19 protein-coding genes are annotated in these 21,533 nt (G+C 45.8%); 8 read left to right on the top strand and 11 right to left on the bottom strand.

Translation table 11 applies throughout. The annotated features are described in order from the left end of the window. The 10 genes from V7Q33_RS06840 to V7Q33_RS06795 form a co-directional block, all read right to left on the bottom strand. Positions 1-1,107, bottom strand: coding sequence for a D-TA family PLP-dependent enzyme (locus tag V7Q33_RS06840; RefSeq protein ID WP_333819349.1), 1,107 nt, complete (start codon positions 1,105-1,107; stop codon positions 1-3). Beyond that, positions 1,104-1,592, bottom strand: coding sequence for a Fic family protein (locus tag V7Q33_RS06835; protein ID WP_333819348.1), 489 nt, complete (start codon positions 1,590-1,592; stop codon positions 1,104-1,106). Before V7Q33_RS06835 ends, V7Q33_RS06840 begins: the two co-directional genes overlap by 4 nt. Continuing rightward, positions 1,561-1,824, bottom strand: a complete 264-nt coding sequence (locus tag V7Q33_RS06830) for a hypothetical protein (RefSeq protein WP_331978790.1) — start codon at positions 1,822-1,824, stop codon at positions 1,561-1,563. The genes V7Q33_RS06835 and V7Q33_RS06830 overlap by 32 nt, the downstream gene beginning before the upstream one ends. 39 nt (positions 1,825-1,863) lie before the next feature. After that, the gene (locus V7Q33_RS06825) at positions 1,864-2,334 is read right to left on the bottom strand and encodes a RidA family protein (RefSeq protein WP_333819346.1); all 471 of its coding nucleotides are present in this window, start codon (positions 2,332-2,334) and stop codon (positions 1,864-1,866) included. 38 nt (positions 2,335-2,372) lie between these two features. Continuing rightward, positions 2,373-3,005: a PAQR family membrane homeostasis protein TrhA gene (trhA, locus tag V7Q33_RS06820; protein WP_333819345.1), complete on the bottom strand. Its 633-nt coding sequence runs from the start codon at positions 3,003-3,005 to the stop codon at positions 2,373-2,375. Positions 3,006-3,069: 64 nt separating this feature from the next. After that, positions 3,070-4,545 (bottom strand): gluconate:H+ symporter, encoded by a 1,476-nt coding sequence (locus V7Q33_RS06815; protein WP_333819343.1) that lies wholly within the window; start codon positions 4,543-4,545, stop codon positions 3,070-3,072. A gap of 240 nt (positions 4,546-4,785) precedes the next feature. Then, complete coding sequence (locus tag V7Q33_RS06810) at positions 4,786-5,010, bottom strand: hypothetical protein (protein WP_331978782.1); 225 nt, start codon at positions 5,008-5,010, stop codon at positions 4,786-4,788. A 105-nt stretch (positions 5,011-5,115) separates the two neighbouring features. Continuing rightward, positions 5,116-6,117, bottom strand: coding sequence for a 3-oxoacyl-ACP synthase III family protein (locus V7Q33_RS06805; protein WP_331978780.1), 1,002 nt, complete (start codon positions 6,115-6,117; stop codon positions 5,116-5,118). A 225-nt stretch (positions 6,118-6,342) separates the two neighbouring features. Next, positions 6,343-9,135: a leucine--tRNA ligase gene (leuS, locus tag V7Q33_RS06800; RefSeq protein WP_333819342.1), complete on the bottom strand. Its 2,793-nt coding sequence runs from the start codon at positions 9,133-9,135 to the stop codon at positions 6,343-6,345. 72 nt (positions 9,136-9,207) lie between these two features. Beyond that, positions 9,208-10,083: a LysR family transcriptional regulator gene (locus V7Q33_RS06795; RefSeq protein ID WP_333819341.1), complete on the bottom strand. Its 876-nt coding sequence runs from the start codon at positions 10,081-10,083 to the stop codon at positions 9,208-9,210. A gap of 152 nt (positions 10,084-10,235) precedes the next feature. On the opposite strand from V7Q33_RS06795, the gene V7Q33_RS06790 reads away from it, so the two are divergent. The 6 genes from V7Q33_RS06790 to V7Q33_RS06765 all read left to right on the top strand — a co-directional run bounded on the left by V7Q33_RS06790 (position 10,236) and on the right by V7Q33_RS06765 (position 16,862). Beyond that, a complete protein-coding gene (locus V7Q33_RS06790) occupies positions 10,236-11,240 on the top strand; it encodes a zinc-dependent alcohol dehydrogenase family protein (RefSeq protein ID WP_331978775.1) in 1,005 nt (334 codons plus the stop codon). A 159-nt stretch (positions 11,241-11,399) separates the two neighbouring features. After that, on the top strand, positions 11,400-13,553 hold the full coding sequence (locus tag V7Q33_RS06785) for a TonB-dependent receptor (protein ID WP_333819340.1): 2,154 nt from the start codon (positions 11,400-11,402) through the stop codon (positions 13,551-13,553). Between the two features lie 54 nt (positions 13,554-13,607). Beyond that, on the top strand, positions 13,608-14,252 hold the full coding sequence (locus V7Q33_RS06780) for a hypothetical protein (protein WP_333819339.1): 645 nt from the start codon (positions 13,608-13,610) through the stop codon (positions 14,250-14,252). Between the two features lie 63 nt (positions 14,253-14,315). Next, positions 14,316-14,762: a DoxX family protein gene (locus V7Q33_RS06775; protein WP_333819338.1), complete on the top strand. Its 447-nt coding sequence runs from the start codon at positions 14,316-14,318 to the stop codon at positions 14,760-14,762. 373 nt (positions 14,763-15,135) lie between these two features. Next, positions 15,136-16,104 carry a sensor histidine kinase gene (locus tag V7Q33_RS06770; protein ID WP_333819337.1) on the top strand — a complete coding sequence of 323 codons (969 nt, stop codon included), beginning with the start codon at positions 15,136-15,138 and terminating at the stop codon, positions 16,102-16,104. Continuing rightward, the gene (locus V7Q33_RS06765; RefSeq protein ID WP_331978765.1) at positions 16,101-16,862 is read left to right on the top strand and encodes a LytR/AlgR family response regulator transcription factor; all 762 of its coding nucleotides are present in this window, start codon (positions 16,101-16,103) and stop codon (positions 16,860-16,862) included. The genes V7Q33_RS06770 and V7Q33_RS06765 overlap by 4 nt, the downstream gene beginning before the upstream one ends. Positions 16,863-16,870: 8 nt before the next feature. Here V7Q33_RS06765 and V7Q33_RS06760 read toward each other — a convergent pair whose 3' ends face one another. Continuing rightward, complete coding sequence (locus tag V7Q33_RS06760; protein ID WP_331978763.1) at positions 16,871-17,275, bottom strand: response regulator; 405 nt, start codon at positions 17,273-17,275, stop codon at positions 16,871-16,873. A gap of 138 nt (positions 17,276-17,413) precedes the next feature. Between V7Q33_RS06760 and V7Q33_RS06755 the strand changes: the two genes are divergently transcribed. Then, entirely contained in the window at positions 17,414-18,304 is an 891-nt protein-coding gene (locus V7Q33_RS06755) for a hypothetical protein (RefSeq protein ID WP_331978761.1), read from the top strand. Positions 18,305-18,409: 105 nt separating this feature from the next. Then, positions 18,410-21,469, top strand: a complete 3,060-nt coding sequence (locus tag V7Q33_RS06750) for an ATP-binding cassette domain-containing protein (RefSeq protein WP_333819336.1) — start codon at positions 18,410-18,412, stop codon at positions 21,467-21,469. Positions 21,470-21,533 lie beyond the last annotated feature (64 nt).

Below are 21,533 nucleotides of genomic sequence, written 5' to 3'. Positions count from 1 at the left end.
CTATATCGTAATTACGCGGTTGCGGGCTTGTGTAGTCCAGTAGTCAGTTACCTCGTTGTCCGTCACTATTGCGGTGCGATCGTACAGTGCAACGGTAGGGCAGATGTGATACGGAACTCCGTAAAGTACATCGCCCACCTGGTAAGTGCTTCCGGCCGGTGTCTTTAAGATCATGTGCTCTTCGCTGTGGCCAGTCGGCTCCAGGTCAGGAGCATTGAGAAATGTAACACGATTTGTTAATGGATTTTCAGATGCAATCGCTTTGTGGCCGAGGTCTATACAGATAGTATCTTTTGCAGGTAGTGAGATAACACGCGTTACTACAAGTGCTGCAAAAAGAAAGGGTTGCTCCTGTAATATACTTTCATAGCCTTTGTCCCAGTATATAAATGTTCCCGGGCTGCACGCTACACCGTTTCGTTGAGCATGTATAGGAAACGTAGGTGTTCCTCCTGCTACAATCGCTGGTGTATTACCGGTTTGTTGTACAATCTGATCGCGAAGTTTTTCTACAGCCGCAAAAGCCTCGTTGCATTTTTGTGTGCGCGCAGCCAGGTCAACATCACGTAAGTGACCATCGTAAGCATGCAAGCCGTATGCAATGATGCCGGGCAGTGCCAGTAATTGTTTGTAGAGCTCGAGTGCAGCATCGGGCGCGATGCCGGTGCGGTTCATGCCTACGTTCAGATCTATATATACCCGTATCTTCTGAGCGCTTCGTTCGAATACTGTGCTGATGTGTTTCGCTGTTGCTATATTATCTGCGAGGCATGAAAATATAGTTTGCGAATATCTGGCGGTGAGCGTAGCGAGTCGCTCGGCTTTTGGTCCAACCGGTTGATAGGCGAGGAGTATATCTTTTGCTCCGGCTTCGGCCAACATCTCGGCTTCTGCTATGGTAGCGCATTTGAACAGGGCTATACCTTCGCGTATTAACATCTTCGCTACCTGAGGCGATTTGTTCGTCTTCATGTGTGGACGAAGAAGCGCTATATCCGGAGCAAATGTTTTGAGAATGCGGATGTTCTCCTGGATGCGCTCCGGGTAAACGGCCAGCGCGGGGGTATCAATGTGTTCTACATTCGATATTGTAAACCAATTATTCATACCTTCTTGCTTTTTATACGTTTCTCCATAGCCTCCAAAATTCTCTCACCTATAAAAGTAATAATGTAGTCGAAGTTTTTTTCTTTTTCTGTTTGGATTAAGGTCTGGAAATATTGTTGGCGTTCTTCAGCTTTGATCAATGCCGGAGGGTAGTTTCTTTTGAGCAATAAAAGTGTGGTTAGAAGCCGCGCTATTCTTCCGTTACCGTTCGCAAATGGATGTATTTCGTTCAGAAATTTGTAATGGAATATGGAAATTATAGCGATCGGATGATTTTCGTGTGTGATGTGCTCAGTAAGTGATAAGTTTTTATTTGTCCAGGTGAGTAGATTGTTTATAGCTTCATCAACCTTTGTGAAGTCGAGATAAGTAAAGCTGTTCTTTAAATTTTCCTGAAATGATTCGCTCCAGTGTAGAACCGGAAATTTCTTCTGAAAGACCTTGTGAACGATATCAATATCGCGTAGCAGTTTCTTTACGTTCATCCTTTAATTGTAGTGCGTAATCAAAACCACTTGTGTTTAACTTGTGAAGCCAGTCACGGAAATCAGAAGAGAATATAATAATATCATTATCCAACATTCTGAATGTTTTTCCAACCAGGAAGTTTTTAAGATCGGGTTGCAAAGCTTCATCAACTGTGCTGATGCGTACATTCTCATGTGACGAAGCGATTTTACGCAGCTCTCTTAATCTTTCAATGGTTACAGTTCGCATATATTAAAGATACAACTTATCAATCGATAATCGAAATCGTTAATGCAGTTCAAACATCGCCTCGATCTCCACCGGTATATTATCGGGCAGAGAGCCCATGCCTACCGCACTGCGCACGCCAATGCCATTTTCTTCGCCCCATACCTGCGCAAATAATTCGCTGCAGCCATTGATCACAAACGGGTGGCGTTCAAATTCAGGCACGGCATTTACCATTCCCAATACTTTCACTACGCGTTTTATTTTGTTGAGCGTTCCGAGGTTGGCCTTCAGTGTGGCGAGTATAGCAAGACCTACCTGGTGTGCAGCCTGTTTGCCTTCTTCCATAGTCATATCTTTACCAATGCGGCCAATGATCAATGAACCATCGGTCTGCACAGTACCATGCCCGGAGACATAGACAAAATTACCAACAATGAGGAACGGCTTATATACTCCCAGCGGTTTGGGTGCAGGCGGCAATACAAATTTCAGTGCTTCAAAACGCTGGTCTGGTGATAGGGTTGACATAGCAAGTGAATTGAGCTGAAAAGATAGTCAATCCATGATTACCCCAGCAAACCAATCACGGAAAAGAAATGTGCTGTGCTACCCGCCAGCACAAACAGATGCCAGATGCTGTGAAAATACCGGACCTTGTCTTTGATAAAGAAATATGTGCCTGTGGTATAAAACACACCGCCCAGCAATAGAAACATAAAGCTTGTAAGCGGAATGGCATCGTATAGTTGTTTGAAAATGATAATACCCAACCAGCCCATAACGATATATAGGATGGTGGAGAGCAATTCTTTTTTACCGGTAAAAAAAATCTTGAGCACGATGCCGGCAACAGCACATCCCCAGATGAGTCCGAACATTGTCCAGCCGACCCAGTTTTGAAGTGTGAGACAGAAAGGTGTATAGGTACCGGCAATGAGCAGGTAAATAGACATGTGATCAACCTTGCGAAAAAATACTTTCGCTCGTTCATTCTGAATGCTATGGTAAAGCGTGGAAGCGAGGTATAGCATCACCATCGTTGCGCCAAATACCGAGAAACTGACCACGTGCCATACACTGCCTTTCAGGATAGAAAACACTACCAACAATACCAGGGCGGCTGAAGCGAGCAAGGCACCCAGGCCATGCGTTATTGCATTTGCAAGTTCTTCACGGTGTAATCTGACAGCACTATTCATAATCGGTCAATCTACTTTCCTATGAAACGAAATTAGTATGCCAAAGATTTTGCAGCAAGAAAATTTATATGAGATAATGCAGGATCATAACACCGATAAGCCCGCACACCGACACAATGGTTTCCATCAGCGACCACGATTGGATAGTTTGTCGTATGCTGAGGTTGAAATACTCTTTGTAGAGCCAGAAGCCGGTGTCGTTTACATGCGAGAACATGAGACTACCCGCACCAATGGATAACACCATCAGGTTGGGGTCAACGTTCATCGATGTAATCAGCGGAGCAATGATACCGGCAGCGGTAAGACCTGCTACGGTGGCAGAACCCACACACACACGGATCAGGCATGCTATTGTCCAGCCCAGCAGCAGCGGATGAATATCAAGGCCGCTGAGTAGTATAGCAATTTCTTTACTCACGCCGCTATCGATGAGAATTTGCTTGAGTGCTCCCGCACCGCCCATGATCAACAGGATCATGGCTATATCTTTTACGGCTTCACCATAAATGTTCATTACCTTCTGCATGTCCATACCCTGAGCAATGCCGAGTGTATAGGTTGCTACGGCAAGCGAGATAATCATGACCATTGCCGGATCGCTTATGAATTTGATGGCAGACTGCAGCGTTTCATTGATAATACGTGGTGCGAGTATGGTTGTTATCGCCAATAGTATTACCGGCAGGAGGGAGGAGAATATACTGATACCAAGACCGGGTAATTTTTCAGGTGCTATATCTGCAGCGTTTTCGAATATTTTTGGAGCGGGCGGATTTATTTTTTTCAATGTCTTTGAAAAAACAGGACCCGCAATGATTACCGTGGGAAGTCCGATGATCACCCCGTACAGCAACGTGGTGCCTATATTGGCATTGAACTGTGCCACGAGCGCAGTGGGCGAGGGGTGCGGTGGAAGAAATCCATGCGTAACCGAAAGCGATGCGAGCATCGGCAAGCCTATATATACTGCCGGAAATTTATAACGGAATGCAACAGAGAAGATGAGCGGCACCACGAGTACAAAACCAACGTTATAGAACAACGGTATACCAATGATAAAACCGGTGAACATTAATGCCCACTGAATATAGCGCTGGCCGAATAGCTTTACCATGAAAGAGGCAATCTGTTGTGCTGCACCGCTATCGGCCACCAACTTGCCCAGCATGGCACCACAGGCAATAACAATCACCAGCGACCCGAGCATATCGCCTATGCCCTTTTGTACGGAAGCAGTGATGGAAGCGACCGGTATACCCAGCAACGCTCCTGCAAGCGTGGATACAACGAGGAATGACAGGAACGGATTGATCTTGAAAAGCGAGATCATCACTACCAGCAACACGATGCAGAAAAGTATAGCAAGCAGCGGATGATCTATGTTTGTATCTGTGATGTGCTGTGTTCGGAGTAATACACGCAGTATAAAATACAGGGCTATCAGAAAAACCGTGGAGATTGCAGTGTATACTTTATTTACTTTGAATTGCGTGATCAGCACGATCAGCAATAGAATAGTGAAGAGTACAAGGATCATCGTTGGGTGCCTGGTTTAATGGATTGGTTTGCCAACGAAGCTAAGGAAAAATGTGCGTACGTGTTGGAAGGTTTATGTTAATGGTGGGAATTTTTTTGTAAGTGTTGAGGTGTTTAAGTATTGGTGTGTTTAAGTGCTTACGTTCTATTAAATGAAACGGAACAGCGCCGGCAATATTGGGAACATTGCTGGTTGTGAAATATAACAGGATACAGGAAAGATTGTATGCTGAAAGTATACTCAGAATTTGTCGGGAACCTGGACGATGCGCACTACAATTTCGTGAGGGTCGCCATCTTTGTCGAGGAGGCTGAAACGAACCATGGGGTTGTCTTTGCGCGTGTTGGTCTCTACGTGAATAACCTGGTTGTCCTGCAGATGTTTTTCAATCTCCTTCTGAAGTATATATAGTGCGTTAGCGAAATCAACTTCCAGCGGACTCGGATTATAAGAGGAGGTCTTCATGTTAGGTGTTCGTTATCAGTTATCCGTTAATCGTTATCAGTTACACGTTACTCGGCCGTAATTACAGGATACGGATAACGAATAACGTGTAATGGCTCTCGCCTTTTACCACCGGATCAACGCAGAGGCCCAGGTAAAGCCACTGCCGAAGGCGGCTAAACAAATTAAATCATTTTCTTTGATTTTACCTTCAGCCCAGGCTTCGCTGAGGGCGATTGGTATAGAGGCAGCGGTAGTATTTCCATACCGCATAATGTTGTTATACACCTGGGCATCACTCAGGGCCAGCTTCTCCTGGATATACTGGCTGATGCGCAGGTTTGCCTGGTGAGGCACAAGCAGGTTAATGTCTTCTTTGGTAAGTTTATTAGCATCGAGCGCTTCCTGGATCACTTCCATAAAGCGAACCACGGCATGTTTGAATACCTGGTTGCCATTCATCACGACCTTGAAGGTAGATGTATCGGTGATCTGCTCGGGTTGTCTTTCACTATGCGGGCGACTACTGCCCGGATCTTTTACATAGAGCTCTTCGGCAAAGTTACCATCTGAGTGAAGATGCGTGGAAAGTATACCGGGCTTGTCGGATGGCTGAAGAATTACAGCACCGGCACCATCGCCAAAAATAACGGCTGTATTCCTTCCGCGTGTTGATATATCCAGTGCTGTAGATTGAATTTCGGCTCCTACTACCAGCACGGTTTTATACATACCGGTTTTGATGAACTGATCGGCTACCGAGAGTGCATATATAAATCCCGAGCAGGCATTGCGGATGTCGAGCGCAGCGATCTTGCCGTCAAGACCCAATTCACGTTGTAACAACACTCCGGAACCGGGAAAGAAATAGTCGGGCGTAATTGTGGCAAATACAATGAAGTCGATATCCGTTTCCTTGAGCTCGGCGCGCTGCAGGGCCATGCGTGTGGCCTTAGCGGCCATATTGGCTACGGTATCTTTTTCCGGATTCATCCATCTGCGCTCATGTATACCCGTGCGCTCAACGATCCATTCGTTGTTGGTATCCATGACGGTAGAAAGGTATTGGTTGGTAATGACATTTTCCGGAACATGATGGCCCAGGCCGACAATTTTGGAATATCGCATTCGATTGAAATTTAGCGAGCGCAAAGGTAGTGAAAAATGGTTAGAAGCTGGCGGAGGAGAGCTGCGCGCTTTTAGCGGCGAGCTTTGAGAAGTTGTCGTTGGTTTTTCGGGATACTTTACTTTCTGTGTTCTTCTGCGAAATCTGTGGGACTAAAATGCATTGATTTCCCACAGAACTCACAGAAGGGCACAGATCAGATACTAATAACGTGTAACCGTTAACGGCTACACCACAACGTTCACAATCTTGCCCGGTACGATGATCACCTTCTTCGGTGCTTTGCCTTCCGTCCATTTTTGTACGGCTTCGGAGGCTATCACCAGTTTTTCGATGTCTTCTTTCGGCATATCCAGGGCGAAGTTCATCTTCACACGTACTTTGCCATTAATGGAGATCGGATATTCAAAGGAGCTTTCTACCAAATACTGCTCATCGTATTTCGGGTAGCTGGCTTCCAATACAGAATCTTTGTGGCCCAGCTTCTCCCACAGTTCGGCAGCGATGTGCGGAGCATACGGAGACAATGCTATCACCAGCGGCTCCAGTATAGCACGCTTGTTACATTTCATAGAGCTCAGTTCATTGCAGCAGATCATGAACTCACTCACCGATGTGTTGAAAGAGAAGCGCTCAATGTCATCTTCAATCTTTCGGATCGTCTTGTGCAATATCTTCAGCTCATCGCGGGTTGCTTCTGCATCACTCACGGTGAAGTTCTCATTCTTGTCGTGGAAGAGATTCCAGAAACGTCTCAGGAATTTATATACCCCATCAATACCATTGGTATTCCAGGGCTTGGATAACTCCAGCGGGCCGAGGAACATCTCGTACATACGCAAGGTATCAGCGCCGTAGTTGTTTATAATATCATCCGGGTTCACCACATTGTATTTCGACTTCGACATTTTCTCTACTTCGCTTCCGCAGATATACTTGCCGTCTTCGAGTATAAATTCTGCATTTGCAAAGTCATCGCGCCATTTTCTGAATGCTTCCAGATTGAGTATATCGCTGTCTACTATGTTTACATCCACGTGTAATGGTGTTACTTCGTATTGCTTGCGCAAACCGTGCGACACAAATTTATTCGTGCCGTTGATGCGGTATACAAACTTCGATACACCTTGAATGTGTCCCTGATTGATCAGTTTTTTGAATGGCTCTTCTGCTTCTACAAAGCCCAGGTCTTTCATAGCCTTGCACCAGAAACGAGAGTATAACAAGTGACCGGTAGCGTGTTCTGATCCGCCTATATACAGGTCTACATCTTTCCAGTAAGATACTTTGTCTTTGCTGGCAAACTCGTTGTTATTCTTCGGGTCCATGTAGCGGAACCAATACCAGCTTGAGCCGGCCCATCCGGGCATCGTAGTCAGTTCGTAATGCTTGCCTTTATAGCTCCATCCTTTGGCACGGGCCAGTGGAGGCTCACCTGTTTCGGTTGGTTTATATTGATCAATCTCCGGCAATGTTACCGGCAGATCGGCATCGTCTACCAGCTTTGGTATGCCGTTGTCGAAATATACCGGGAAGGGTTCACCCCAATACCGCTGACGGCCGAAGATGGCATCGCGCATGCGGAAATTTACTTTACGTATACCAATGCCCAGCGATTCTACTTTCTGCAATGCTTTTTCGATGGCCTCGTTCCAGGGCAAACCATTCAGAAAATCGGAGTTGATCATTGTGCCTGATTTCGGCTCGAAGTTATCCTGATTGATATCGCTGGTCGGACCTTCCAATACATCTATGATCGGTAGATTGAAATGCTTTGCGAAAGCATAATCGCGCGTATCGCTCGAAGGCACTGCCATCACAGCGCCTGTTCCATAGCCCGCCAATACATAATCGGCAATCCACACAGGTACTTTCTCGTTGCTGAACGGGTTGATTACATACGCCCCGGTAAATGCCCCGGTAATACGCTTCACTTCGCTCATGCGCTCGCGCTCGCTGCGGTTCTTCGCTATATCTACATATTTGGTAACTTCTTCACGTTGCTCCGGTGTTGTGATCTTGTCTACCAGTTCATGTTCCGGTGCTATTACCATGAACGTTACACCATAGATCGTGTCGATGCGTGTGGTGAACACGCGAATGGAGAGGTCTTCGCTCTTATCAACTTTAAAATCTAGCTCGCATCCTATACTCTTGCCAATCCAGTTGCGCTGCATTTCTTTTACAGGCTCGGGCCAGTCGATTGTATCCAACCCTTTCAGCAGGCGCTCGGCATACGCGGTAATGCGCATGCTCCATTGCATCATCTTGATGCGTTCTACCGGGTAGCCACCTCGTTCGCTTACACCGTCTTTTACTTCATCGTTGGAGAGTACGGTGCCGAGTGCAGCACACCAGTTCACCATCGTTTCGCTCAGGTAAGCGATGCGGTATTTCTGCAGAAAATCTTCTCTGCCTTTTTCATCCAGATTCTTCCACTGTTCTGCGGTAACGGAAGGCGTGCCTTCATCGCATACAGCGGAAATATTTTTATTGCCGTTCTTTTCGAGTTCAGCGATCAGCGTAGTGATTGGCTCGGTCTTTCCTTCGGCACCAGCCTTCTTGTTATACCAGGCATTGAATAATTGTGCGAAAATCCACTGCGTCCATTTATAGTAAGCAGGGTCGCAGGTTTGCACTTCGCGATCCCAGTCGTATGAGAAGCCGATCTGGCGCAGCTGGCGTTTATACGTCTCTATATTTTTTGCTGTAGTTACGGCCGGATGCTGACCGGTTTGAATAGCATATTGTTCAGCTGGCAATCCAAACGCATCGAACCCCATCGGGTGCAACACATTGAAGCCCTTCAGTCGCTTGTAGCGTGAAACGATGTCAGATGCAATATACCCGAGCGGGTGCCCTACGTGAAGCCCGGCTCCGGAAGGATAGGGGAACATATCCAATACATAATATTTAGGCTTGGACGTATCGTCCTTTACCTGGTAAGCTCCGGTGGTAGCCCACGTATCCTGCCACTTTTTTTCAATGCGTTTGATCTCGTCTTTGCTGTAATCGGCCATGTTGTAGTTCGTTCTGTTTGGCGAACCGCAAAAATAAGCCTTTTACGAAAATTACCGGCTGCTGTGCGTTAACTACACAATACTTTTTTGAAACGCTTCCGTCATAGCCCGTATGGCAGCATGGTTCCTGTTACGCCTGCGCAATGTACCAACCGCTACAGCCTGCAAGGAGTCGAGAGGCTTGAAATGAACATGGGGATACTCTTCCTGCAGGGAAGCAGGTGCGAAGGTAAGACCAAGCCCCTGGTGTACCAGCAGCACCCGCGTGCGCGGTGACGAGAGCTCACTCACAATGCGAGGCTCTTCTCCGTTGATCCGCAGCTGCTGCATTACGGCATCGTGCAGCCATGGCTGATCCTGACGCTTGTAGAGTATAAAGGATTGATCGCGCAGATCTTCGCGCGATAATTTTTTGCGCTTTGCCAATGCATGACCTGCCGGCAATACAACGTGATATTCTTCTTTTGCAATAGCAGTCCATTCGAGTGCATCATCCTGCACCGGTCCGAATACCAGCGCGAGATCGAGTTGGTTTTCCTTTATATGGTGAATGAGTGTTGACGTGCAATGTTCAGCAATCGTAACGTGTATGCCGTTATGCTGCTGCTGAAAGATTTGCATGGCTTGTGCGATCCGTCCCGGACGAATACCGGGCACGATCCCGACCTGTAATGTGCCGGTCTTCTTCTCGCGAATGGCGCGAATGCGCTCCTCCGCTTCTTCCATTTTTTCAAATACTTCGAGCGTATACTGGTATAGTATCTTCCCGGCATCCGTCAGCTCATTGCCTCGCTTGAGGCGATGAAAAAGGGAGACACCCAGTGAATCCTCCAGCTCTTTAATCTGCTGACTCAACGGAGGCTGTGAGATGTTCAATCGTGCGGCTGCCTTCCGGAAGTTGAGTTCTTCTGCCAGCACTTTAAAATAACGGAGATGTTTCAGGTCCATGATCGGTATAACGTATCACTGCGATAGCAAGATCGAATCACACAAAAGAATCCTGATGTATCGTGTTCAACGTTCTTTGCATTATAAAACAAATAAACACCACTGGTAAGCGCAAATATACTGTTCATGCCATTGCCAGCAACCTCAAAAATATGAAAGCACTGCAACTCACAATCCCCGGCACGCTCCGTGGAATCGAATGGAAAGAAACGCCAACACCTGTTATAGGTGACTACGATGTATTGGTACGCATTCATGCTACATCGCTTAATTATCGCGACTACGCTTTTATCACCGGGCGCTATCCGCTGGTAAAACCGTTGCCCGTTATACTGGGATCGGATGCTGCCGGCATGGTTGAACGCGTGGGAAAACTGGTAACACGTTTTGCTCCGGGCGATCGTGTGGTCAGCCTGCTGCGACAGCGTTGGCAAGGAGGAAAGTTCGATGCCTTTAAGGCTTCGCAGCAATTGGGTGCCACGGTAGATGGTGTATTCTCAGAATACTATGCCTTTCACGAGCAAAGTATAGCAAAAGCACCCACCACGCTCACCATGGAGGAGGCCGCAACGATTACAACGGCCGGGCTAACGGCATTTCGCGTATTGACACAATCGGGTGTGCAGCCGGGTGATACTGTATTGATTCAAGGCACCGGCAGTGTTTCGTTGTATGCCTTACAGCTCTCACAACATATAGGGTTGCGTACTATTGTTACCACCGGGCGACAGGAGAATGAAGAATTTCTGAAACAGCTGGGGGCGCACCATGTGATAAACTATAAAGAACATCCGGAATGGTCGAAGCCGGTACTGGATATTACACAAGGCCGCGGTGTTGATCTCGTGATGGATGTGGCAGGAGGAAGCTCTGTGCAGCAATCCATCCATGCAGCAGCCGTGGGTGGTCATATAGCGCTGATAGGATTTCTGGATGATACCCGGACTTCGATTGACCTGGTAAGTGTCATCCGCAGAAACATAACGCTTCAAGCCTATACAACCGGCAGTCGTGAAGACCTTGAGCAGTTCGTAAAGTTCCTGGAAATATACCCGGTTCGACCGTTCATTGCCGGCGTATATACTGATTATGCCACTGCCTTTGCCATGTTTGAAAACAACAAGACTCCCGGCAAGATCATCGTTAAGCATGGTTGAGTGTTAAAGGCGATATCACGAAGAATCGTTGTTGAGGTTAATTTTTTCGGAAGCGGTCTGCTACAGTTCATCCGCCCGGTCTTACAGTTCGGTAACTCCTTTTTTAAAAAGATCGCTTCCTCATCCACTTTTATCGTGTAATCGCCCAAAACACCCTGTATGAAACTATTTTATCCCATTCTTTTCGTCCTTACCTCAACGGCCGCGTATAGTCAAACCAGGATATCCGGCAAAGTTACCGATGAACGCGGAGCCGGTATTCCGCTGGCCAACATTATCCTGGCAGATACCTACGATGGAACAAGTTCCGATACTGACGGCAATTTTGAATTTACCACCACCGAGACTGGCGTGCATGTGCTGCTCGTAAAGTTTGTAGGCTACAAAGATTTTCAGAAGGAAGTTATACTGGAGAATAAACCCATCACGATCCAGGTGTCGCTGGAAGAAATGATTAACGAACTGGAGGCCGTAATGATCACGGCCGGTGCCTTTGCAGCCAGCGACGAATCGCGCAGAACTATTTTTAAAGCACTGGATATAGCCACAACGGCAGGCGCTACCGCGGATATAGCCGGAGCGCTCAATACATTACCCGGTACGCAAAAAGTAGGCGAAAGCGGAAGACTGTTTGTGCGTGGTGGTGATGGTAATGAAGCCAAAACATTTATTGATGGCTTGCTCGTATTGAATCCGTATAGCCCTTCGGCTCCCAATACACCTTCACGCGGACGCTTTCTTCCATTCATGTTCAAGGGAACAAGTTTTAGTACCGGTGGATACTCTGCCGAATATGGTCAGGCATTGTCGTCAGCATTAGTGCTGGATTCAAAAGATAAATCGGAAACAAACCGTACCGATATAGGTATACTTTCTGTAGGTGGCGACATTGCGCATACACAAGCATGGGAGCGCGGCTCGGCCATTGGTAAAATACAGTATACCAATATTCGTCCTTACTTTGGACTGATCAACCAACGCATTGATTGGATCGATGCTCCCGTATCGCTCGAAGGCAGCGGTGCTGTTCGCCAGGAAGTTGGCAAGACGGGTATCGTAAAAGTATATGGCAACTTCAATCATTCCAGCTACGCCATCTACCAGCACAGCATTGATGACTATAACACCAAGTTTTTATACGACCTGACGAATAATTACCGCTACCTCAACGGTTCCTACAAACAGGCTTTAAACGATCGCTGGATGGTGCGCGGAGGTTTGGCCTATACTTATCAGCTGAACGATGCCATCGTTGATCAGGATAACATTGTTGAAACCGAAAAGGGTATACATGGTAAAACGGTCTTTGAAGGATCGCTTTCTGATAAAGTAGAATTGAAGACAGGTGCGGAGATACTCCAACGTAACTATGAGCAGCAATTCCGTTTGCACGATGGTAATCCGTATGCACGAACCTTTGAGGAGGTGATCTCTGCCGGGTTTGCAGAAGCCGATATCTATGCCAGCAATAAACTGGTGACACGTGCCGGTGCACGCATCGAGTATAACAGTCTCGTTCAGAAGCTCTCGATCGATCCGCGCATTTCCGTTGCCTATAAAACCGGATCATACAGTCAGGTATCATTTGCCTACGGTAAATTCCGCCAGACGGCCAATAACACGCTGGTGCGTATAAACCATGCACTGGCTCCTGAAAAAGCAGAGCACTTCATTCTTAACTATCAGCATGTCGAGAACAATCGCACGTTTCGTATCGAAACCTACTATAAGAATTATAACGATCTTGTAAAGTATGTAAATGGTGATCCATTAACATTGAATAACGCAGGCTCAGGCTATGCAAAAGGTATAGAGTTTTTCTGGCGCGACAACCGCTCACTGCGTAACACTGACTATTGGATTTCTTATTCATACCTGGATACGAAACGCAATTATCTCAACTTCCCATACAAAGCGGTGCCATCCTTTGCATCCGCCCATAATTTCTCGGTGGTATACAAGTACTTTATATCGGCTATTAAAAGCCAGTTGGGCGCTACGTATTCGTATACCAGTGGCAGGCCCTATAACAACCCGAACAGCGATCAGTTCAACCGTGGTAAAACGCCTTACTATAGCGACCTCAGCTTTAACTGGAGCTATTTGCCCAAGCCGCATCTTATTGTATACCTGTCGTGTACAAACCTGTTGGGACGAAACAACATCTTTGGCTATGAGTATAGCACGGTAAAGAATGCTGACGGTATCTATAACAGCCGCCCGCTGCAACAGGCAGCGACCCGGTTCTTGTTTGCAGGTATATTCATTACCCTATCGAAAGACAAATCGATAAACCAGTTGCCGAATCTCTGATTCCAAAGATAAAATCATCAAAATCAATAACCTCTAATAAACAACAATATGAAAATGAAAAACACTCTTCCCGCTTTTATCGCTCTGATAGCAATGGTATGGTCAACCACCGTAATGGCGGCCGATAAGTATACCGAGACGATGCAGAAGAATATACAGGTGGTATATACTTCGCAAAATATTGCCGATCTGCAAACGGCTGTCAATACATTTGAGCGTGTTGGCGCTGCCGAAAAAACAAAATGGGAACCTTTCTATTATGCATCGTTCGGCTATATTATGATGAGCAATCACGAAAAAGATGCTGCCAAAAAAGATGTATACCTCGATCAGGCCACCACAGCATTAAACAAAGCAAAAGAACTGGTTCCAAACGAATCGGAAGTAATTGCGCTGGAAGGATTCATTTACATGATGCGCTTGTCTGTTGATCCTGCTACGCGTGGCCGCCAATATATGCCGCTGTCTACCCAGACTTTCAATAAAGCAGTGGCCATCAATCCGAACAATCCGCGTGCACTGGCGTTGCTGGCACAAATGCAATTTGGTGCGGCTCAATTCTTTGGTTCATCCACTGCCGAAGCGTGTGCTACCACGACCAGCGCGCTGGAAAAATTTGCTTCGTTTCAATCCGAAAATCCTTTAGCGCCACAATGGGGAAAAGAGATGACAGAAGGCCTGAAATCAAAATGTAACTAAGCTTGTGTTTGCTATACTCTTTGATCCATGTATATTCAACCGGTAAACCAATTGTTTTAATTTATGGCACCACTTGTTGTACTCCTGGGTTCGTTCGCGTTGTTCTGGCTGATAAACCGGTATGCGTTGAACCGGAAATTTTCGGTGAGCTTCATAGGCCGTGTGGCCCTCGCGTTGATGTTGCTGCTTACGGGCTCAGCGCATTTTTTCAAAACAGAGGTCATGATTCAATCGATGCCCGATGTTGTTCCCTACAAACAGGAGCTGGTATATTTCACCGGCATCCTGGAGTTACTTGCTGCTGTCGGGCTGCTCATCGATCGCACCGCCCGGCTCACGAGTATATTGCTCATCATTTTCTTTATCTGCATTCTCCCTGCTAACATCGCGGGCTCTTTGAAAAGAGTAGCACTTGGAGGCATGGAAAACGGCCCGGTATATTTATTCTTCCGCATACCGCTGCAGGTATTGTTTATCGGGTGGGCGTATTTTTTTGGCGTCAGGAAATAGCTACTAGTGCTTGCTGCAAGCCGCTGGAAGTACGAGGGTTAGGATGGGAAGCATTCAAGGCAAGGGCTACTGGCTGCTGGAAGAGGGGAGTAAGATTAATGTGATGTTTTTTTACTTCGACATTCATTGATCGGTGTTCCTTGTTCGTTATTAGGGGACACAATTTATCGTTACAAGTTAACCGTTAATAGACTCCTCCTGATAACGATTAACCTGTAACTAATAACAACTAAGCTAACTTTCCGCCAGCGGCCAGTAGCCTAAAGCCAGCAGCTATCCACTTGCGAATGCCCGCTGCTCTTGTTACGTTAGCGGCTCTATTAATGCCATGACCAGCAAACAGAAATATATTCTTCTGGAAATCAGGAGTGCAATGATATTGGCCTTACTCGGTATAGCGATGGCATGGACAGGACTAGGGTGCCATCGGTGTGAATTTAATTCGCCTTTCTTTTGGAAGATGGCATCGCTCAACGCGTTGATGTGGGTGGCATTGTGGAAAGGTAATTCTTATCTGGCAGATGCGATCTCGTGGAAATTACCCTGGATAAAATATCCCATGCAACGATTTACTGTCGGGCTGATGGTAACGATCCTATACTCGCTGGGAATCATGTATTGTATTATCGCGCTGTACTCGTGGTGGCTGAACATAACGATCAACTATAGTACGGGTTATTCCATACTGATTACTATCATTATTTCCTTGTTTATGCATGGAAGAGCATTTTTGATCAACTGGCGCCAGGCAGCAGTAGATGCTGAGCGTTTGCAGAAAGAAAATATAGCTGCGCAATATCAAAGCCTGAAGAGCCAGATCAATCCTCATTTCCTTTTCAATACACTGAATGTGCTGACGAACGTAGTCTATGAAGACCAGGATAAAGCGGCTACGTTTATCAAAAAACTTTCGGAAGTATACCGCTATGTGCTCGATACCCGCGATCGTGAAGTAGTGCCGCTGGAAGAGGAGCTGAAATTTCTTTCCTCCTATATATATCTGCAGAAGATACGGTTTGCCGAAAAACTGCAGTTGAACATTCAACTCGATGACGTGAAAGGCATGGCAGCTCCGTTGGTACTGCAGATGCTGATCGAGAACGCCATCAAACATAATATAGTGTCAGAAGAAAATCCGTTAACGATCCGCATCTATGCCGATGATAAATTTATAGTGGTGGAAAATCCAATACAAAAGCGATTGGTGTCAGGAGAGGAGTCTACCGGTATAGGTCTGGAAAATATCTGCAAGCGATATGAGTTCCTGAGCAGCACGAAAGTTGAAATTATTCAAAATGGAAAATTTATAGTGAAGCTTCCTATTATACCGGTACAGGCATGAATGTATTGATCATTGAAGATGAACCGCAGGCAGCGCAACGCCTGGAGACGTTGGTGAGAGGTTTGGAACCATCGGTAAATATTGTTGGGAAGCTCGATACGGTAAAGCGTGCGGTGGCATGGCTCACGGAAAATCCTGCGCCTGATCTGATCTTTATGGACATTCAGTTAGCCGATGGCATCAGTTTTATGATCTTTGAACAGTGCACAATTAAATCGCCTGTGATCTTTACTACGGCTTATGATGAGTATGCACTGAAGGCATTCAAGGTAAACAGTATCGATTATATACTCAAGCCTGTAGACAAGGATGAGTTGGCAGCTGCTTTCAATAAATTTAAAACATTAATTCGCCGCGAAGCCGACACAACGGTGTTGCTGAGCAACATCGGGCAAACTATCCAGATGCTGGTAAAGAAACACAAAACACGCTTTGTGATTAAAGTAGGGGAGCATCTCAAAACGGTGGAAGTTGAAAATATACTTTACTTCTATAGTCAGGATAAAACCACGTTTTGCTGGACTACAGACAATCGCAGCCTGATTCTCGACTACACGTTGGAACAACTTGAGGAGATGGTAGACCCTGCCCGTTTCTTCCGGGTAAACCGAAAATACCTGGTGGCAGCGCATGCTATTCAGGATATAATCAGCTATACCAACAGCCGGTTGAAGCTGGTGTTAAAGGGTTCGCAGGATAATGATATCATCGTAGCCCGCGAGCGGGTACAGGAGTTTAAAGACTGGCTCGACCGGTAAGCTTACTATTAATTCTGGTTGAGGAGCTTTTTGAGTTCTTCTATATCAGTCTGCTTCAGGGGCTTGGTGATATACTGGATTACGTTCTTGTTTTCGAATACAAGATCCCTGTCTTTCATGTTGTTGGAACTGGTAAGCACTACAATGCGGCATTTGGACGTAATCTTTTCGGGGAGGTCCATGAATGTTTTTAAAAATGAAAAACCATCGGTTTCCGGCATGTTGAGGTCCAGAAAGATAATGTCAGGAGCAGGTTCGCCGTTGATATTTTTAAGCCAGTCGAGGGCTTCGTTCGCGGATTTATAGAGCACAAGTTGGTTTGAGAAGTTGTATACCTCCAGAAACCTCCGCTGGATGAACAGGTCTATGTCACTGTCATCGATCAACATGGTCTTATCAACTAATCTTGCCATAACATTTTTACAATGTGCATTAATAAACTTAGTAAAAAGTAACCGAAGGAGGAAAAAATTACCCACCAACTCTCAAAATTAATTTTCATACAGATGAAAAATGTGTTAAACTTGAGACTCAAAACCTAAGCTTCACATATGAAATTTAATCGATTAGTTTACTACTGTTTATGCGTTGTGCTGGCCGCTGGGTTGGCTTCCTGCGGATCTTCTTCCAGCGATAAAGACAAAAATGCTGCTGATTTTCAAGCAGCTGAAGACAGCCTCAAACAGCAAATAGAAGAAGTAGTTTATAATATACCTTCCCCTTCTGAAATCCCGTACCTGTTACAGGCAACGGGTGCTGAATTCAACGAGAGCCTGGTAAATTCACGTACAAAAATTGATCAGTATGCTTCCCGTACCGACAAGGCTGCGCTGAACCTGGGCGTTTATGCAGCGGATATCGGCTACCTCACATCATACGACAAAACACAAGAAGCTATCGATTACCTCAATTCCTGCAAGACACTGGCGGATAACCTGGGCGTTATCGGCTCATTCGATACAGAGATCCTGCAGAAATTCGAAACCAATATTGGTAACAAAGATTCATTGACGCACCTGCTCGACAGAACCATCAAGAAGACCGAGAACTTCCTGAAAGATGACAGCCGCAACAAGCTCTCATCACTGGTTGTAGCCGGAAGCTTTATCGAAGGTCTTTATATCTCTACAGGCCTTATCAAAACATATCCTAAAAACCTGCTGCCTGACGATCATCGTATAGCTGTATTAACCCCGCTGATGCGTGTTGTATTGGAGCAAAAGAAATCCGTAAGCGAGCTTCTTAAAATGTTGAAGACCGTTGAGCAAACAGAGCCTGTTACTTCTATGGTAGCGGATCTTACTGCACTGGATACAGCATACAATGCGTTGAACATTGAAGAGCAGATCAAGAACAACCGTGGCGACCTCGTATTGTCTGACAAGAACCTGGAAGAGATAACCAAAGTAGTAGAGAAATTACGCAAAGGTATTACGGAATAATTTACCGTATATGGAATAAAGTATAAATAAGGACTGGCAGCAACCAGTCCTTTTTTCTTTTGATCCCCCATCTTTCACTATATTTAGATTCAGTAATTAAGGATTATGAGTGAACCTCTACTCAAAGCCATTCTGCGCTTGTTTGCAATAGTTGCCAAAGAAGACAAAGTTACCCACCAGGAACGCGAGCAGATCAAAATCTTTTTAAAGGATCACCTGAGCCGCTCGGCAGTGGAGTCGTACGTAGCGATGTTTGATGAATATGCAGCTACGTTGCCGACACACGTTACCGAGCTGCAGGAAGAATTGCAGCGGATCGACAAGCTGTGTGCCGAGATCAACCATGAGCTTACGCAAAAGCAGAAAGTAGTAATCCTGTTAGAGCTATTAAGCATTGTGCAGGCCGATGATCAGATCACCTCTCGTGAAGAAGAACTGGTGAATGCTATCGGGGCCAACTTTAAAATATCGCCACAGGAGATAGAAGCGATTCGTGTATTTGTGCTGGGTAAAAAATCGGAACAGCTCGATCACAATCATATACTGGTAATAGATGCAGCGCCCGGAGGAACACTGCAGAAAGCACACCATTTGCAACGGTCGGCGCTGGATGGATTTATAGCCATCGTTTACATTGAGCAGGTTGAAATATACTTCATCAAATACCTGGGTCGCACCGATGTATACCTGAACGGTGTGCCGGTAAAGAGCGGCAAGATCAACGTGCTGGCGGTAGGCAGCATGCTGCGTTGGGAAAAAGATGAGCCGGTATATTATGGCGATCTGTTGAATCGCTTCAAAAAATTTGGCGACTTCCCGCGGTTATCGTTCGAGGGGAAAGGCATCAGTTTTAAATTCAGGAATGGAAGATTAGGCTTGCGTGATGTAGCGCTGGCAGAGGAATCGGGTAACCTGATTGCATTGATGGGCGCCAGTGGTGCCGGTAAATCTACGTTGCTGCATGTGCTGAATGGTTCTGAAAAACCTTCGCAGGGGCAGGTGCTGATCAACGGCATCGATATACATAATAATCCGAAAGCGATTGAAGGTGTGATCGGCTTTGTGCCACAGGATGATCTGCTTATTGAAGATTTAACGGTATACGAAAATCTATACTATGCTGCCAAGCTTTGCTTCAGTAACAAATCGGAAGAAGAAATCAATAAGCTGGTGTTGAAAGTACTGGAAGACCTCGGCCTTGAAGAGACGAAAGATTTGAAAGTAGGATCGCCACTGCATAAAACGATTAGCGGTGGTCAGCGCAAGCGACTGAATATAGGGCTGGAGCTGCTGCGTGAGCCGGCAGTATTATTCTGCGATGAGCCCACCAGTGGTTTATCATCACGTGATTCGGAAAATATCATTGATTTGCTCAAAGAACTTTCGTTGAAAGGTAAGTTGGTTTTTGCGGTAATACATCAACCTTCGTCTGATATCTTCAAGATGTTCGATAAGTTGTTGATCCTGGATTCAGGAGGCTACCAGATATACTATGGCAACCCGGTGGATGCAGTGGTATATTTCAAGCGCAGCATTAACCTGGTGAACAGCGAGGAAGGGGAGTGCCACGAATGCGGTAATGTAAATCCCGAGCAGATTTTCAACATCATAGAAACTAAAGTAATCAACGAATATGGTCATTTTACCAATGAGCGCAAAATTACAGCGGAGCAGTGGAATGCTATCTACAAACAGAATTATAAAGCATTCGCGGTAGAGACTTCGAAGGAAGTGCCGCACTCTACGTTGCGCATACCTACGCGGTTAAAGCAGGCGCACTTGTTTTCGCTTCGCGATATACAGGCGAAAATCCATAACCGCCAGTATATGATCATCAATCTGCTGGAAGCACCGGTGCTGGCATTTATACTGGCATTTATAGTACGCTACTACAATGTAGACGACTCCGCGATTACCGGGTATGTATTCGGCAAGAATCTGAATATACCGGCTTATCTTTTTATGAGTGTGATTGTAGCGCTGTTCATGGGGCTCACCGTGAGCGCCGAAGAAATCATTCGCGACCGGAAGATATTGAAGCGTGAGGCATTTCTGCATCTGAGTCGCAGCAGCTATATCTTTTCGAAGATATCGATACTCTTTATCTTGTCGGCTATACAGACGTTTACATTTGTGCTGGTAGGAAATTATATACTGGAAATAAAGGGAATGCTCTTTCATCATTGGTTCATTCTCTTTACAGCTTCATGCTTTGCGAACTTGCTGGGATTGAATATCTCGTCAGGTTTCAATTCAGCGGTAACGATCTATATATTGATACCCCTGCTGCTCATTCCACAACTTATTCTCAGCGGTGTAGTTGTGAAATTTGACAAGCTGAATCCTGCCATAGGCAACACGGCTACAGTGCCTATGGTAGGCGACTTGATGGCTTCGCGCTGGGCGTTTGAAGCCGCCATGGTATCGCAATTCAGAGACAATAGTTTTGAGCGCGAGTTCTATGCTTACGATAAAGCCATGCACAGTGCAGACTATAAGAAAGTATATTTCGTTCCGGAAGTTGAAAGCCGCTTGCAGTTTACATTGAATAATTATCAATCGACTGATCCGAAGATTCGCGAAAAGGTGATTAGCAACCTGGCGTTGATCAAAAAAGAGATTTCCCGTGAGGCGAAGGAAACCGGAAAGCCACTCGAACATATCGATGATCTTACACTCGCGAAGTTTGATTCCACCGTATATAATGTAGTGTCGAACTACCTGGAGAATCTGAAGCATTACTATGTGAACCGGTATAATGTAGCGGATCAGAAGCGTGAAAAGAAAATACTCAGCATGACCAATACACCAGAACGGGAGGCAGCGTTTAGTCTCTACCGCGAGACGTATCATAATGATGCGATTACTGAATTGGTAAAGAATATATCAGAAACGCATCGCATCATCGAGCAGGATGGCAAGCTGATTCAGAAGATATATCCAATCTATAAAGATCCGGATCCCGATCATGCGATCGACTTTAACGCGCAGTTCTATATGCCACGCAAGCATTTCCTGAACCAGAACATCGATACATTTTACTTCAACACTGCAGTGATCTGGTCGATGTCGCTCACGCTGGCACTGATGCTGTATTTCGATATCCTGCGCAGGGTCATTGATGGTATTGGCAATTTATCCAACCCGCTGGAGCGGAGAAAGTAGAGACGAAAATCTCCCACAGATTGACACAGATTAAAATGCAAATATACTTCTGTATTAAGTCCAG

The organism is Ohtaekwangia sp., assembly GCF_036786105.1.
Classification (GTDB): Bacteria; Bacteroidota; Bacteroidia; order Cytophagales; family Cyclobacteriaceae; genus Ohtaekwangia.
The sequence above is the reverse complement of the archived record's forward strand: the minus strand, read 5'-3'. Positions and strand labels throughout refer to the sequence as shown.

What these genes read in the sequence shown, in the direction of transcription:
- V7Q33_RS06840 (WP_333819349.1), bottom strand. Translation starts at nt 1,107, where the DNA reads ATGAATAATTGGTTTACAATATCGAATGTAGAACACATTGATACCCCC.
- V7Q33_RS06835 (WP_333819348.1), bottom strand. Translation starts at nt 1,592, where the DNA reads ATGAACGTAAAGAAACTGCTACGCGATATTGATATCGTTCACAAGGTC.
- V7Q33_RS06830 (WP_331978790.1), bottom strand. Translation starts at nt 1,824, where the DNA reads ATGCGAACTGTAACCATTGAAAGATTAAGAGAGCTGCGTAAAATCGCT.
- V7Q33_RS06825 (WP_333819346.1), bottom strand. Translation starts at nt 2,334, where the DNA reads ATGTCAACCCTATCACCAGACCAGCGTTTTGAAGCACTGAAATTTGTA.
- trhA (WP_333819345.1), bottom strand. Translation starts at nt 3,005, where the DNA reads ATGAATAGTGCTGTCAGATTACACCGTGAAGAACTTGCAAATGCAATA.
- V7Q33_RS06815 (WP_333819343.1), bottom strand. Translation starts at nt 4,545, where the DNA reads ATGATCCTTGTACTCTTCACTATTCTATTGCTGATCGTGCTGATCACG.
- V7Q33_RS06810 (WP_331978782.1), bottom strand. Translation starts at nt 5,010, where the DNA reads ATGAAGACCTCCTCTTATAATCCGAGTCCGCTGGAAGTTGATTTCGCT.
- V7Q33_RS06805 (WP_331978780.1), bottom strand. Translation starts at nt 6,117, where the DNA reads ATGCGATATTCCAAAATTGTCGGCCTGGGCCATCATGTTCCGGAAAAT.
- leuS (WP_333819342.1), bottom strand. Translation starts at nt 9,135, where the DNA reads ATGGCCGATTACAGCAAAGACGAGATCAAACGCATTGAAAAAAAGTGG.
- V7Q33_RS06795 (WP_333819341.1), bottom strand. Translation starts at nt 10,083, where the DNA reads ATGGACCTGAAACATCTCCGTTATTTTAAAGTGCTGGCAGAAGAACTC.
- V7Q33_RS06790 (WP_331978775.1), top strand. Translation starts at nt 10,236, where the DNA reads ATGAAAGCACTGCAACTCACAATCCCCGGCACGCTCCGTGGAATCGAA.
- V7Q33_RS06785 (WP_333819340.1), top strand. Translation starts at nt 11,400, where the DNA reads ATGAAACTATTTTATCCCATTCTTTTCGTCCTTACCTCAACGGCCGCG.
- V7Q33_RS06780 (WP_333819339.1), top strand. Translation starts at nt 13,608, where the DNA reads ATGAAAAACACTCTTCCCGCTTTTATCGCTCTGATAGCAATGGTATGG.
- V7Q33_RS06775 (WP_333819338.1), top strand. Translation starts at nt 14,316, where the DNA reads ATGGCACCACTTGTTGTACTCCTGGGTTCGTTCGCGTTGTTCTGGCTG.
- V7Q33_RS06770 (WP_333819337.1), top strand. Translation starts at nt 15,136, where the DNA reads ATGATATTGGCCTTACTCGGTATAGCGATGGCATGGACAGGACTAGGG.
- V7Q33_RS06765 (WP_331978765.1), top strand. Translation starts at nt 16,101, where the DNA reads ATGAATGTATTGATCATTGAAGATGAACCGCAGGCAGCGCAACGCCTG.
- V7Q33_RS06760 (WP_331978763.1), bottom strand. Translation starts at nt 17,275, where the DNA reads ATGGCAAGATTAGTTGATAAGACCATGTTGATCGATGACAGTGACATA.
- V7Q33_RS06755 (WP_331978761.1), top strand. Translation starts at nt 17,414, where the DNA reads ATGAAATTTAATCGATTAGTTTACTACTGTTTATGCGTTGTGCTGGCC.
- V7Q33_RS06750 (WP_333819336.1), top strand. Translation starts at nt 18,410, where the DNA reads ATGAGTGAACCTCTACTCAAAGCCATTCTGCGCTTGTTTGCAATAGTT.